Consider the following 13,826-nt stretch of genomic DNA (forward strand, 5'->3'; position numbering starts at 1 on the left):
CCTTTCCTGCCGCTGCGCCGATCCCGCGCTGTGAATTCACGTTGTCGGTTTGGGTCAGGAATGCTACCTGCCCATCCAACACTTCACACAGACAGATTACGAAGGGGCTAAAGGCATGGCCAAAGATTACGTCGTCAAGGATATCGCCCTGGCCGGGTATGGCCGCAAGGAGCTCGATATCGCCGAGACGGAAATGCCGGGGCTGATGGCTCTGCGCGCGGAATATGGCGAAAGCAAACCGTTGACGGGCGCGCGGATCGTCGGTTCGCTGCACATGACGATCCAGACCGCCGTCCTGATCGAAACGCTGACCGCGCTTGGGGCGGATGTCCGCTGGGCCTCGTGCAACATCTTCTCCACGCAGGACCATGCGGCCGCGGCGATCGCCGAAGGCGGCACGCCGGTCTTTGCCGTCAAGGGCCAGACGCTCGAAGAGCACTGGGATTACCTCGACCGGTCGTTCCAGTTTCCCGAGGGCGCCAACATGATCCTCGACGATGGCGGCGACGCGACGCTCTATGTGCTGCTCGGAGCGCGCGCGGAAGCGGGTGAAGAGATCATCCCCGTACCGCAATCCGAGGAAGAAGCGGTCATCAAGGCGCAGATCGCCAAACGCATGGCTGAAAGCCCCGGTTGGTTCACCAAGACACGCGACGCGATCAAGGGTGTCTCGGAAGAGACCACAACCGGCGTGCACCGTCTCTACGAACTGCACAAGAACGGCCAGCTCCCCTTCCCGGCGATCAACGTTAATGACAGCGTGACCAAGTCGAAATTCGACAACAAGTATGGCTGCAAGGAAAGCCTTGTCGACGGCATCCGCCGCGCCACCGACACCATGATGGCGGGCAAGGTCGCCGTGGTCTGCGGCTATGGCGATGTGGGCAAGGGCTCCGCGGCCTCGCTGCGCGGGGCGGGCGCGCGGGTGAAAGTCACCGAAGTGGACCCGATCTGCGCGCTGCAGGCCGCGATGGATGGTTTTGAAGTGGTGCTGCTCGAAGACGTGGTCGACAGCGCCGACATCTTCATCACCACCACCGGCAACAAGGACGTGATCCGCATCGACCACATGCGTGCGATGAAGGACATGGCCATCGTCGGCAATATCGGCCATTTCGACAACGAGATTCAGGTCGCCGCCCTCAAGAACCACAAATGGACCAACATCAAGGAGCAGGTGGACATGATCGAGATGCCGTCCGGCAATCGCATCATTCTTCTGTCCGAAGGACGCCTGCTCAACCTCGGCAATGCCACGGGCCACCCGTCTTTTGTGATGTCTGCCAGCTTCACCAACCAGGTTCTGGCCCAGATCGAGCTCTGGACCAATGGCGCGGCCTATGACAACGCCGTGCACATCCTGCCCAAGCGTCTCGATGAAAAGGTCGCGCGGCTGCATCTCGACAGAATCGGCGTGAAGCTGACGCCGCTCGACCCGGATCAGGCGGCCTATATCGGCGTCACGCCAGAAGGCCCGTTCAAGCCCGAGCATTACCGCTACTAGGCTGCGGCTTCGGTCGAAATCGATTGCAAAAGGGCAGGCCGACGGTCTGCCCTTTCTTGTGTGGCACGGGTCTCTCTTTCCGACCTTCCGACCCCTGACATATCGGCGTGCCAACCCGGTCCCCGAATGGGTGGCGGTATCCGCCTCCCTCCCGCATGACGCGCCTTGCTGCCCCTGCCCGGCTTCGCCAGATCCCACCGCGCGGCAACGGCGGCGCTTTCCATGCAAACCTTCCCAAAACACCGACGGTTCGACCATCCGGCGCGAACCGGTTGGCTCGTCGGCTCATCGTGCGACCGAGATGGCACGCAAGTGCCCTCTTGCACAGCACTCGACGCCCCGCCGCGAGCGACCCTGAACGCCGCGCGCGGGCGCATGTTGCATCAGCTGCGCGAATTCGCTCTGCTGCCAGACAGACCCACAACCGGGAAACCGCCATGCCCAATTGCGATCTGCGCGCAGAGATCACCGGCCTCTTTGCCGGCCAACCCGCCGACCTCTGGCCCGGGAAGCCCCCCTCCGCGATCCACAAGACGGCGCTGAGCGGCCCGCAGCAGGTGACACAGGCCGGGTTTGCCGCCGACCAACAGGCCGATCTCACCGTGCACGGCGACGCCGACAAGGCGCTGCATCACTATGCCACCGAGCACTACGTGCGATGGCAGGCTGACGGGATGCTGCCGCCAGACGCGGCCCCCGCCGCATTCGGCGAAAACATCGCGACCACGGGTGTGACGGAAACCGATCTGTGTATCGGAGATGTGCTGCATTTCGGGACGGCGCTTGTGCAGGTCAGCCAGGGGCGGCAGCCATGCTGGAAGCTCGACGCCTATCGCGAGACGCCGACCATGGCCTATCATTTTCGCAAATCAGGGCGCACGGGATGGTATTATCGCGTGCTCGAGCCGGGGGTCGTGCGGGTCGGTGATACGCTGCGCCTGACGGACAGGCCAAACCCCGGATGGACCGTGGCGGAGGTCACGCATGCTCTGTTGTTCAAGCGGATTGCCCCTGCGCACGCGGACGCTCTGGCGCGCATGCCTGAACTGGCACCGGGATGGCGCTCCACGTTTGCCGCCATGGCGGCGTCGGACTGAAGGCTCCGCTCCTGCGCCCCTGCAAGCGTCGGGGAGACGTCCGACTGACCAGACCGGTCAGCCACCCGTGGACCGGGACGCTGGCGGGCAGGAAAGCTGACGAACAGGGAGCCCGACAGGCACGCACCCCCATCCTTAGAAAGCCGCCCCATTCAGCAACCCGGTCACAAAGCAACCCACACGCCAGGCAGCCGGACGCGTCCGTCTCGCTACGTCGTTGATTGCATGGCTGTTTTCGGATCAGGCCGCGTTGCGCGCAAAAATCATCCAATCGGGCTTGGCCGGGTCATGGGATTCAAAAACAAAGCCCAGTTTGCCCACCACCCGCGCCGAGGCCGGGTTGTCGCGGTGGATCCGTGCGATAAGCCGCGTCTCGGACCCGTCATGCTCGTCGAGCAATTTGCGAAGCGCCCGCGTCGCGATCCCGCCGCCCCAATGCGCGCGACCGATCCAATAGCTGACCTCTACACTTCCGTCCGACAGCCGCTCAAGCCGGACCTGTCCTACCGGACGCCCTCGCACACAAATCGCCCGCACCACATGATGCGCCGCATCGTTGGACAAGGTGATCAGCGTCTCCGCAACACTGCGGTCAAGCGGCTCCGGCTTTGCGGTCGGCATATGCGCCCAGACGCTCGGGTCATCCAGCAGTCGGCGAAATTCCGGCGCATCAGACAGCGCCCAGCCCCGCAGGGTCAGGGACTCGGCCGCATCGCGCACCGACGGCCAGCCCGCTTTCGGCCCTTCCCCGGCGGGCGCGAGATCGTCAAACACGTCCTGCGGCACAGAACCGATCTGAACCGGATCGAACGCAAGACCCGTGTTGCGCGCCATCATCTGCCGACGCTCGTCCTGCGTCAGCGGACCATCAGAGCGCGGGCGCGAAGCGCCATGATCATGCATACGCTCGCTTTGCATCGTCGCACCTGCCATCACTTGAACCCTTGTCACCAACACCGACCAATTTATCTCAAATCGAAATATATATGTTAAAAACATATATCAAAACAAACAAATTGTTTCCATATTCCGCATGCCCAAAAGCGCGCCGCGCCGGGCCACCACCAAGGCGCGCGCAGAACGGTCGCAAAGCCGGTGATCCGAAAGACCTTGGTAAATCCTACCCGGAATCATTGGGTTTGCCAGCGGGGAAACGCCCGGTTCAATTATCATTGTCAGCCGCTGAATTCCCTGTAACCATGCCCGCCGAGAGGCCGAAAGGCCCAGATTCAAAACCGGTGGAGGGACCCAAATGGGAAAACGCGACGACCTGATTGAGAAATATGCCGATGATCTGCGCAAGAAATGCGGGATGGAGCCCGACATGGCGCTTCTGACCAAGGTGACGATCGGTTGTGGTCCGGCCATCTATGACGCCGATGCCAGCACCGTCGCGTCTTCACAGGAAGGCGAGCTTGAAACCGTCAAGAACAACTTCCTGATCAAGAAGCTGGGTCTCAAGGACGGCCCCGAATTGATGGAGGCGATCCAGTCTGTTGTGGCCACTTACGGACAGTCCGAGCGCAACAAGTATCGCGCAGTGGTGTACTACATGCTGACCAAGCACTTCAGCAAGGAATCCGTCTACGGCTGAGCGCAGGTGTGGTGGGCCGCTCCGGAACGGGCGCGGCCCCGATACACCCGACGATATGGACGCAACGCGGACATGCCGGGCGATGACGCATTCGCTCCGGCCTGTTTGGTTTGAGACAAATTGCGCCCACATGGCGATTGCACGGCCTGTGATCGGCGCATAATCTGGTTGTGCTGGCTAGGATGGCCGGGTCTTCAAGGTTTTTCACGTGTGGTGCGTAGGGAGCACGTGGGTGACGGGGGGTTCGGCGTATGGTGACGAACCCCCCAGTTTTTCGACCCGGTTCTCGGCCAGTGATTTGTCAGTCGGGAATTGCAGCCCGGGTTTTCAATCCCAGAACTTCGGCCCCAAGATCTTCGGCCCCAGATCTTCGGCCCCAAGATCTTCGGCACCAGATCTTCGGCCCGAGATTTCCAGCCACAGATCCTCGGCGCGAGACTTTCAGCCCCGGAATTGCGGTCCGGATCGCTTCCGGGCAAACCACGTCGCGCGCCCTCTCAGAACAGCGTCAGGACCGCCCCGATGATCGCACAGGCCACCGTTGCATAGCCGCCATCAATAAGCGTCAACCGCAGCGGACGCCCGCCATAGCTGTTGTTGAGCGCAATCCATGGCGTGATGAAAAACGCGCCCACCCCGGCACCGGACACAAGCCCCTTCGCCAGCGTGTCGATCCCCGACAGCTCGAACATATGGCGCATCATGCCTGCCACGAAGATCTGGCACACCAGACCAAAGATCAGCATCCCGGCAGACTGACCGCCCTCGGGCTTGCCGTCCGGACCTCGCGGGATCGCCGCGGCGTCCATCCATTGCTCCGCAAGCACCATGTACCAGACAGCGCCAGCCGCGAAGCCCGCAAAGGCCGCCACAAGCACGTTGATGATTTCCAGCATCGCCCTCCCCCTCCTCGTCTTGATGTCTTGCAACGCAAAACCGTCGCTTGATGCGGGTCGCGCGCGCCTAGAGGCTCTCAGGAAACCGCCCGCAAATCAAATGAGCCGCGCAATCGCGGCCCGATCCGGCAAAGCCCTTGCCACCCGGACCGCCCACGCCAGGGCTTAAAGGGGCAACCCCGCCATCTCGCAGACAATCCGCCATTCCGCCTCTGTGACCGGCTGAACAGAGAGTCGCGAATTGCGGATCAGCGCCATGTCTGACAGCCGCTCATCGGCCTTGATCGCGTCGAGCGTGACCGGGTTCGGGGCCGTGTCCAGCGCCTTGATGTCCACGCAGTCCCAGCGCGCGTCATCCGTGGTGCTGTCGGGATGCGCTTCAGCGATCACCTCGACGGTGCCGACAATCGCCTTCTCCTTTTGTGAATGGTAAAAGAAGCCGCGGTCGCCAAGCGCCATCTCGCGCATGAAATTGCGCGCCTGGTAGTTGCGCACGCCATCCCATTCTTCGCCCGCCTCCCCCTTGGCCTGCTGATCGGTCCAGGACCAGGTCGACGGCTCGGACTTGAACAGCCAGTATCTCATCCGCCAATCACCCGCTTCCACTCGGTCAGCGTCACGCTGTCGAAAAGTCCCGCTGCGGCATAGGGATCCGCGTCGGCCCAGGCGCGCGCCGCCGCAAGATCGGCCACGTCAAGCACGATCAGGGAGCCGATCATCTCGCCCGCCGCGTCCAGAAGGGGGCCGGCCTGTTCAACGACGCCCGTGCTTTGCAGGTAATCGAGATGCGCCGCGCGGGTGTCCTTGCGGATCTGGAGCGCGCCGGGTTTGTCATGGGCAACAAGGGCAACAAGCATGGGTCATTCCTTCTTGAGAGGTCGGTTCAAAAGCATGTCGATCAAGGTCGCGAGATCGGCCTCGCCCGAGGCCAGGCGAGCCACCGCCGCACAGACCGGCAGGTCAAGCGCCTCGCGCCGGGCGAGCGCATCGACGGCGCGGGCCGTGGCCGCGCCCTCGACGGTCACGGACGCGTCAAAGCTGTCGCCCCGTCCGATCGCCTGCCCATACCGGAAGTTGCGCGACAGCGGCGACCCGCAGGTCAACGCAAGATCTCCCAGTCCGGAAAGCCCCGTCAGCGTTTCCGGGCGCGCGCCAAGATGGGCCGCCAGCCGCGTCATCTCGGCAAAGCCGCGGGTCATCAAAGCCGCGCGGGCGCTGTCGCCAAGCCCCGCCCCCATGACGGCGCCACAGCCTATCGCGACGACGTTCTTGAGCGCCCCGCCAAGCTCGGCCCCCAGCGGGTCGGGGCTCGCATAGAGCCGCAAGGCGTGTGTCGACAATGCCGCCTGCAAGGCCGCGCCGCGCGCCTCGTCCGCACAGGCCAGCGTCAGCGCGGTCGGCAAGCCGCGCGCGATGTCATCGGCAAAGCTCGGCCCCGTCAGCACCGCGGCCACCGCGTCCGGGCAGGCTTGCCCGATCACCGCGGAAGGGCCGGTCAGCCGCTCAAGGTCCAGTCCCTTGCAACAGGCAACCAGAGCCTTGCCCGCCAGCGACAGCGGCAACCGGTCGAGGAACGGTCCCAATGCCTGCATCGGCACCGCCAGCATCACGATATCCGCTTCCGCCGCCCGCGCAAGATCGGCTGTTGGCAGAACCGCGTCCGGCAGGCGCACGCCCGGCAGGCGCGGCACGGCCCGGTCCCGCGCCATGTCCTCTGCGCCTGCCCGCGCCCAGAGCGTCACCGGCCCGCGCACGCAGAGCGCGGTGGCAAGCGCCGCGCCAAAAGCGCCCGCGCCAAGCACGGTAACGCTCACGCCTTGGCCCCCTTGCGTCCCGACCCGATCAACGGCGCCGCCTGCCGGTCGAGCGGCCAGCGCGGCCGCGCCGCCAGCGTCATGTCATCGGTTTTCCCGGCCGTCAGGCGTTCCCCCCCGGCCCAGGCGATCATCGCCGCGTTGTCGGTGCAGAGCGCCAGCGGTGGGGCGGTAAAGCGCACGGACTGCGCCGCACACAGCCTGGTCAGCGCCGCGCGCAGCCCCTCATTGGCCGCCACGCCCCCCGCCACGGCAAAGGCGGGTTCCGCGGGCTGCTCCCCGGCATACAACGCCAGCGCACGCCGGGTCTTTTCCACAAGCACATCACACAGCGCTGCCTGAAACCCTGCGCACAGGTCCGCGCGGTCCTGCCGGCGCAGCCCGCCCTGTTCCGCGATCAGCGCATCACGCTGGCGCAACAAGGCGGTTTTCAACCCGGAAAAACTCATATCGCATCCCGGCCGATCCAGAAGCGGCCGCGGAAACCGGAACCGGCCCGGATCCCCTTGCCGCGCCTCGGCCTGCACCGCTGGCCCTCCCGGTTGTGTCAGCCCCAGAAGCCGGGCCGTCTTGTCAAAGGCTTCTCCCGGCGCATCGTCAATCGTGCCGCCCAGCCGCGTGAAATCCTCCGCCCCGCGCACGATCAGAAACTGGCAATGCCCCCCTGACACAAGCAGCATCAGATAGGGAAACGCCAGCCCATCGGTCAGCCGCGGCGTCAGCGCATGACCCGCAAGATGGTTCACCCCGATCAACGGCTTGCCCAGCCCCGCCGCGAGCCCCTTGGCCAGCATCACGCCGGAGAGAACGCCCCCGATCAAGCCCGGCCCGGCGGTCACCGCGATGGCATCCACCGCGCCAAGCCGAACCTGCGCTTGCGCCAGGGCCTCCTCGACGCATAGATCGAGCCGTTCCGCATGGGCGCGGGCGGCGATCTCCGGCACCACGCCGCCAAAATCCGCATGCAGCGCCGCCTGCCCCTGCACCACCGAGGCAAGGACCTGCCGACCGCGCAGCAGCGCGGCCGCACTGTCGTCACAGCTGCTTTCGATCCCGAGAATCAGAGGCGGTTCAGAGGAGGGCATCGGCGCGATCCCGTTGCGTCAGTCGATGCGAGGGGCTACCACTCCCCTGCCCGCAGGACAATCCTGTGGCGCGCCGCCGCCTGTCGAGTGCCGATGACCCAACCCCGTCCCATTCTGCTGATGACACGCCCGCCTGATCAGGCCGCCGCGTTTGTTAGAACGGTGACATGCGACGCCGAAGCGCCCGACTGCGAGACGCTCTACGCGCCGCTTTTCGAGATCGTGCCAAAGGGCGATCTTCCGGAGCTTGGCCAGTTTGATCACCTGATCTTCACATCCGGCAATGGTGTGGCCGCCTTTGCCGACGCCCTCGGCGCCGTCGCGCCACCCGCCATCCCTGCGTGGTGCGTCGGGGATGCAACCGCGGCGGCGGCCCGCGCGCTCGGGCTGGAGGCCCGCTCCGCCAAGGGCGACGCGGATAGGCTCGTGAAGACGATGCGGGACGCAGGTGTCACCGGCCGTGGTCTGCATCTGCGTGGTCATCATGCGCGCGGCAATGTGGCCGGCCGGCTCACCGCCGCCGGTCTGCCCACCGACGATGTGGTGATCTATGACCAGCGCGCCCGGCCTCTCACCTCCGAGGCCTGCGCCGCTCTGGACGGCACGCGGCCCGTTGTTTTGCCTATTTTTTCACCACGCAGCGCACGGCTCTTGGCCGAACGGACGACGCGCGCGCCGCTATTGGTCGTCGCGATGAGTGATTCTGTGGCCAAAGCCGCCGCAGCGCTCCATATGACAGAAATATCCGTGGCCAGACGACCGAATGCTCAAGAGATGCGCGCCTTGACGGTGGAAATGCTGCAAAAGGCAACAGCGCTTGAGGGTCCAAGGCCTGAAGTGTAACACTTCGTGGACAGTTGCTCGCGCTCCGGGTGAGATTCGAAAGGGTAGAACGTGGCGAAACCGAGAAAATCCAGAAACAGCCGGAGCGCATCGTCGCGGACTCGCAAGACCGGGACGGATCAGACCGGAACGAGCACGGAGGCTCTTGAAGCCGACCAGAGCAAAGCGGCTCTTGAAGCCGACCAGAGCAAAGCGGCTCTTGAAGCCGACCAGAGCAAAGCGGCTCTTGAAGCCGACCAGAGCAAAGCGGCTCTCGAAGCCGACCAGAGCAAAGTGGAAGCGGACGCCGATGAAACCAAGGCGGCTCCGGAAACCGAGCAAGAGAACGCCACAGCCGAATCGGATACGGCACCAGACCAGCCGCAAGACGCCACACCCGAAACCGACGATGACAGCCTCACGCAGGCCGATGACACGCTGGCCAGCGCCGTTGCCGATGACACCACCGCCGCCGCCGATGTCACGGACGATAACGCCGCGACCGAGGCGGAGGCGGCTGGAACAGCCGATGACGCAACCGCCCGCACCGATGCCAGCGATGGCGACAGCGCGCTGAGCAGCGCCGAAGACAGCATAGCGGGCGCCGATGGTGCGCAAGGCTCAGACGACGCCGGGGACAGCGCCGCCTCCCCCGCTGACAAGGGCCTGTTCGACGACAGCCGCGCGTCGGAGAGCGCCGGTGCCGGGGTCGGCGCGGCTGCCGGGGCCACGGCCGCCGCAGCAGCACCCTCCCCCGCGACCACCAAAACCGTGGTCGAGCGCAAGGGTGGCTTCGTGCCCATGGTCATCGGCGGTGTGATTGCCGCGGGACTCGGCTTCGTTGCGGGCGATTCGAGCGGGTTCGACCTCTTCGGCTCCGATGCACCCGATCCGTTCCGCGAGGAAGTCACCGCCACGCTGGAAAGCCAGAGCGCCGAGATCTCCGATCTGACGACACAACTGGCCGAGGCGCGCAGCGCCATCGAAACCCTTGATCTGGCCCCTGTGGTCTCTGCCATCGGAACCGTCGAGGACCGCGTCAATGCGATGGACGGGACCCTGACCGATCTTGCCACCCAGGCCACCAATTTCGAGGCCCGTCTGACCGAGGTGGAAAAAGCCCCGCTCGAAGACGCGGTCTCCGACGCCGCCATCGCCGCCTATGAGCGCGAGCTTGCCAGTCTGAGCGCCTCCGTGCAGCAGCAGCGCGAAGCCGTCGAGGCCCAGCGCGCCGAGATCGAGGCGATGGCCGCCGAAGCCATGGCCGCAGAGAACAGCGCCGCCAATCAGGCCGTGCTTGCCGCCAACCGTGTCGCACTGGCCGAAGTCACAAGCCGCGTTCAGGCCGGACAGCCTTATGCCGAACCGCTCACCACGTTGCAGAACGGTGGTGTCGCATTGCCTGACGTGCTCACCGCCAATGCCGCAGAGGGCGTTCCGACACAGGCGCTCCTGGTCTCCGAATTTCCCGATCTCGCGCGCGATGCATTGCGCGAAGCCCGCGCCGCCGCGCCGGAAGAAACCAGCGGCCTTGGCGGCTTCCTGCAGGCACAGCTCGGCGCGCGCTCGGTCACCCCGCGCGAGGGCAATGACCCCGACGCCGTTTTGTCACGCGCCGAAGCGGCTTTGGCCGGTGGCGATCTGGACACGGCGCTGAGCGAAATCGGCATGTTGCCCGAGCCCGCTCAGGCGGTTCTGTCAGACTGGGTCGCCAAGGCCGAGACACGCCACGCGGCCATGAACGCGACGGCACAGCTCACCCAAGAGCTCAATCAACAATAAGGGTTACGGATCATGCTCTGGTCACTCCTCAAGATTATCGTATTCGTTGCCCTTGTTGCTGCGCTGTCGCTCGGAGCCGGATATCTCTCGGAAAGCTCCGGCGGTGTCCAACTGACCGTGGCGGGCACCGAATACACGCTCGGCCCGTTGCAATCGGTGATCGCCGCCGCTGCACTGGTCGTGATCCTCTATGTGTTCTTCAAGATCGCCGGTCTCACCGTCGCGGTCCTGCGCTGGATCAATGGCGACGAAACCGCGATTTCGCGCTATTTCGATCGCAACCGCGAACGGAAAGGCTATCAGGCGCTCTCCGAGGGGTTGATGGCGCTGGCTTCCGGCGAAGGGCGTCTGGCCATGGCGAAGGCAAACAAGGCAGAGAAATACCTGCACAAGCCCGAGCTCACCGACCTGATCAACGCGCAGGCCGCCGAGATGGTCGGCGACAAGCGCAAGGCCGAGGAGGTCTACAAGCGCCTCCTGCAGCGCGACGAAACCCGCTTCGTCGGCATTCGCGGCATCATGAAGCAAAAGCTCAACGCGGGCGACACCGATACCGCGCTGAAACTTGCCGAGCGGGCCTTTGCGATCAAGCCCCGCCACGAGGAGGTTCAGGACACGCTGCTGCGGCTGCAAGCCGAATCCTCGGATTATGAAGGCGCGCGCAAGACGCTGGCCGCCAAGCTCAAGCATGGCGCCCTGCCCCGCGACGTCTACAAGCGCCGCGATGCGGTGCTGGCGCTTTCGGAAATGCGCGATGCCAGCGACAGCGCGCCCGGCGCGATGACCACCCGCGCTGAAATCGCGATCAAGGCCAACAAGGCCGCGCCAGATCTCGTGCCCGCCGCGGCGCTGGCCGCGCGCAGCTTCGTTGCACAGGATCGCAAGCGCAACGCCGTGCGCGTGCTCAAGAAGGCCTGGCAGGAGCAGCCGCATCCCGATCTGGCCGCAGCCTTTGCCGATATCGAACCCAACGAGACGCCCGCGGACCGGGTCAAGCGTTTTACGGCGCTCACCACGATCCACCCGGAGCATCGCGAAACCCGCCTGCTTCTCGCGGAACTCAACATCGCGGCAGAGAACTTCCCCGAGGCGCGTCGCGCCGTGAGCGGCATGGTCGAGGATGACCCGGATGCCCGCCTTCTGGCCATCATGGCCGCGATCGAAAAAGGAGAAGGGGGATCTGACGAGGTCGTCCGTGGCTGGCTTGCCCGGGCCCTCACCGCGCCCCGTGGTCCGCAGTGGATCTGCGGCAACTGCAACGCGATCCATACCCAATGGGAGCCGCTTTGCGAGAATTGCGGTGCCTTCGACACGATGGAATGGAAGACGCCCTCGCAATCCGAATCCGTGCTTCAGAGCGGCGCAGACATGCTGCCCCTTCTGGTCGGCAGCCCCGCCGATCCCGCACTTTCGGACGCAAGGGATATCTCGAATGCCGACGCGGTGAACGCGGCCGAAGCCCGCGATATTGCTGGCATGTCCGAAGACAAGGACGCCAAGGCAAAACCCGTAGCGGAAGATGCGGTTGTCGTCGAGGATGCCGAACCGGCCGAGGCGCGCGCAAAATAGGGGTTTTCCTTGTCCCGAGGCGGTGCTAATAGGCCGCCCGTCTAGCAAGACATTCGGGCCGGTCATCGGTCCGGTAAGCCGCTGTAGCTCAGCTGGTAGAGCACGTCATTCGTAATGATGGGGTCGGGGGTTCGAGTCCCTTCAGCGGCACCAAAAAAAGTCAAACACTGACGCCGAATGGTGCCGGTCAGTGCGTTTGCAGGACGCATATCGGTATCACCGCAAGGGTCAGTCGAGGTGTCGTAACCTCGCCCGCGGACGCTTCACCTCCCTGACAAACGGTTTTGGATAGAGAGCGCATAATCGTGTTCTCTTCGCAGCGGCATAACCTTGCTTTCCTCGGAGCTACCGTCGCGCCCCTCACTCGCGCGGCGAAGAAGGGGCTGCGAGGGAAACCAGCGGGCTTTCCTTGGTAAGCATTTCCTTGGTAAGCAAGAGCGTTACGCGCGGCCAAACCCTTGATCGACGCAAATCTGGTCAAGATCCGGCACACCACCAGATCCCTGTCCCGACGTGATCGTTACCGTGTCGATCTCTCCGTCCTCGACGGGGCCATCCACACCGCGAGGGCCACAAAGCCCGCACAAGCGGCTTCTTCGCCTTCCATGCCCCTTGCTCCCCGGTCCGACCACACCCCCTATCGATCCTGCCCTCGCGACCGGACGTCACGCACAGGTCGCGCGCCAACTGGCCGTATCACCAAACAGCGGACGCACCAGGCTTGCTTGCGACATAGAACAGCGACAAGATACCGAGGATGGTATTCCACTTGGGGGATGTCGGTTTAAGGTGTATTTGTTTATTGCCGTTTTTTGCTCAACCCATTCATCGTCTTGCCGACAGTTCCAATCAGGTTATCGCCTACGCACTCTTTGAGGGTGGCGACATTGCTCTAGATGGCGACGCGCATGAACGGTTTGTCGGGATCATCAGCGGGTATGACCCGTTCGATACGAATTACGACGGCATCGTTGACGGAGCCGAGCGTCTTCCGGATCTACCTATCTTTGGCGGGTTCTTTGATATCTTCAGCGGTGTATCCGGGGCGGATCTGCAAGCGACGGCCTTTCGCGAACTGGCCTTCGTCACGGCAGACTCATGGTTTCAGACACAGGCCAATCTGCAGGTGGTCAGCCTCGCCGCGGATATCCTCGAAAACGGGTCCGTTGCGGTTCTGGACGCTATTGTCAGCAATGCAACCGGGCTTGTCGCGGGGTCCCTCGCCGCCAATCTGGCGAGCAGCACGCTTGGGCAAGTGATCATTCAGGCCGGAGCGGAACAGGCTTTTGCCCGCCTTGCCGATCTGACTTTTGATGATGAGACTTACCAAACGGGTCGCTGGATTATTTCCGAACCGGATGCGCCGACGGCCAATCCAACCGCTGACCGGGTCTATATCTCGAACGGAAGCTTCGTCTCAGGCAATCTTGGTGACGGGGATGACGTGTTTATTGGATCCGCCGCAAGCGAAAGCCTCTCCTTCGGGGGCGGTATCAATGTCGGGACGTTCGGCGATGGCAACGACACCATCACTGGCGACGATGACGGCAACGCCTTTGACGGCGGCGCGGGCAATGACAGCATCACCACCGGGTTCGGCAACGACACCCTCATCGGCGGAGACGGGGACGACACCCTGGCTGCGGGCGAGGGCGTGGACAGC

At 64.2% G+C, this 13,826-nt stretch carries 13 protein-coding genes and 1 tRNA gene; 8 read left to right on the plus strand and 6 right to left on the minus strand.

Translation table 11 applies throughout. The annotated features are described in order from the left end of the window. Positions 1 to 115 precede the first annotated feature (115 nt). A complete protein-coding gene (gene ahcY, locus J1C49_RS01135) occupies positions 116 to 1,504 on the plus strand; it encodes an adenosylhomocysteinase (protein ID WP_227443930.1) in 1,389 nt (462 codons plus the stop codon). A gap of 437 nt (positions 1,505 to 1,941) precedes the next feature. Continuing rightward, the gene (locus J1C49_RS01140) at positions 1,942 to 2,601 is read left to right on the plus strand and encodes an MOSC domain-containing protein (protein WP_227443931.1); all 660 of its coding nucleotides are present in this window, start codon (positions 1,942 to 1,944) and stop codon (positions 2,599 to 2,601) included. Positions 2,602 to 2,841: 240 nt separating this feature from the next. On the opposite strand, the gene J1C49_RS01145 is transcribed toward J1C49_RS01140, so the two are convergent. After that, positions 2,842 to 3,534, minus strand: coding sequence for a GNAT family N-acetyltransferase (locus J1C49_RS01145; RefSeq protein WP_227443932.1), 693 nt, complete (start codon positions 3,532 to 3,534; stop codon positions 2,842 to 2,844). A gap of 319 nt (positions 3,535 to 3,853) precedes the next feature. Between J1C49_RS01145 and J1C49_RS01150 the strand changes: the two genes are divergently transcribed. Further along, positions 3,854 to 4,195 (plus strand): DUF2853 family protein, encoded by a 342-nt coding sequence (locus tag J1C49_RS01150; protein ID WP_227443933.1) that lies wholly within the window; start codon positions 3,854 to 3,856, stop codon positions 4,193 to 4,195. A gap of 497 nt (positions 4,196 to 4,692) precedes the next feature. Here J1C49_RS01150 and J1C49_RS01155 read toward each other — a convergent pair whose 3' ends face one another. The 5 genes from J1C49_RS01155 to tsaD all read right to left on the minus strand — a co-directional run bounded on the left by J1C49_RS01155 (position 4,693) and on the right by tsaD (position 7,990). Next, entirely contained in the window at positions 4,693 to 5,088 is a 396-nt protein-coding gene (locus J1C49_RS01155) for a DUF1761 domain-containing protein (RefSeq protein WP_227443952.1), read from the minus strand. Positions 5,089 to 5,256: 168 nt separating this feature from the next. Then, positions 5,257 to 5,676: an EVE domain-containing protein gene (locus tag J1C49_RS01160; protein WP_227443934.1), complete on the minus strand. Its 420-nt coding sequence runs from the start codon at positions 5,674 to 5,676 to the stop codon at positions 5,257 to 5,259. Then, on the minus strand, positions 5,673 to 5,948 hold the full coding sequence (locus J1C49_RS01165; protein WP_227443935.1) for a YciI family protein: 276 nt from the start codon (positions 5,946 to 5,948) through the stop codon (positions 5,673 to 5,675). Before J1C49_RS01165 ends, J1C49_RS01160 begins: the two co-directional genes overlap by 4 nt. A gap of 3 nt (positions 5,949 to 5,951) precedes the next feature. Further along, positions 5,952 to 6,905 carry an NAD(P)H-dependent glycerol-3-phosphate dehydrogenase gene (locus J1C49_RS01170; protein WP_227443937.1) on the minus strand — a complete coding sequence of 318 codons (954 nt, stop codon included), beginning with the start codon at positions 6,903 to 6,905 and terminating at the stop codon, positions 5,952 to 5,954. Beyond that, on the minus strand, positions 6,902 to 7,990 hold the full coding sequence (gene tsaD, locus J1C49_RS01175; RefSeq protein WP_227443938.1) for a tRNA (adenosine(37)-N6)-threonylcarbamoyltransferase complex transferase subunit TsaD: 1,089 nt from the start codon (positions 7,988 to 7,990) through the stop codon (positions 6,902 to 6,904). Before tsaD ends, J1C49_RS01170 begins: the two co-directional genes overlap by 4 nt. Positions 7,991 to 8,083: 93 nt before the next feature. Here tsaD and J1C49_RS01180 point away from each other — a divergent pair, with 93 nt between their 5' ends. The 5 genes from J1C49_RS01180 to J1C49_RS01200 form a co-directional block, all read left to right on the plus strand. Continuing rightward, positions 8,084 to 8,833 (plus strand): uroporphyrinogen-III synthase, encoded by a 750-nt coding sequence (locus J1C49_RS01180; protein ID WP_227443939.1) that lies wholly within the window; start codon positions 8,084 to 8,086, stop codon positions 8,831 to 8,833. A 51-nt stretch (positions 8,834 to 8,884) separates the two neighbouring features. Continuing rightward, a complete protein-coding gene (locus J1C49_RS21885; RefSeq protein ID WP_227443941.1) occupies positions 8,885 to 10,594 on the plus strand; it encodes a mitofilin family membrane protein in 1,710 nt (569 codons plus the stop codon). Positions 10,595 to 10,606: 12 nt separating this feature from the next. Next, the gene (locus tag J1C49_RS01190; protein ID WP_227443942.1) at positions 10,607 to 12,163 is read left to right on the plus strand and encodes a heme biosynthesis protein HemY; all 1,557 of its coding nucleotides are present in this window, start codon (positions 10,607 to 10,609) and stop codon (positions 12,161 to 12,163) included. Positions 12,164 to 12,240: 77 nt separating this feature from the next. Beyond that, positions 12,241 to 12,316: transfer RNA gene (locus J1C49_RS01195), tRNA-Thr, on the plus strand. 649 nt (positions 12,317 to 12,965) lie between these two features. After that, positions 12,966 to 13,826, plus strand: an 861-nt coding sequence (locus J1C49_RS01200) for a calcium-binding protein (protein ID WP_370639356.1), incomplete at its 3' end; no start/stop codon positions are given.

This window comes from Cognatishimia sp. F0-27 (genome assembly GCF_020667845.1).
Lineage (GTDB): Bacteria > Pseudomonadota > Alphaproteobacteria > Rhodobacterales > Rhodobacteraceae > JAFMPQ01.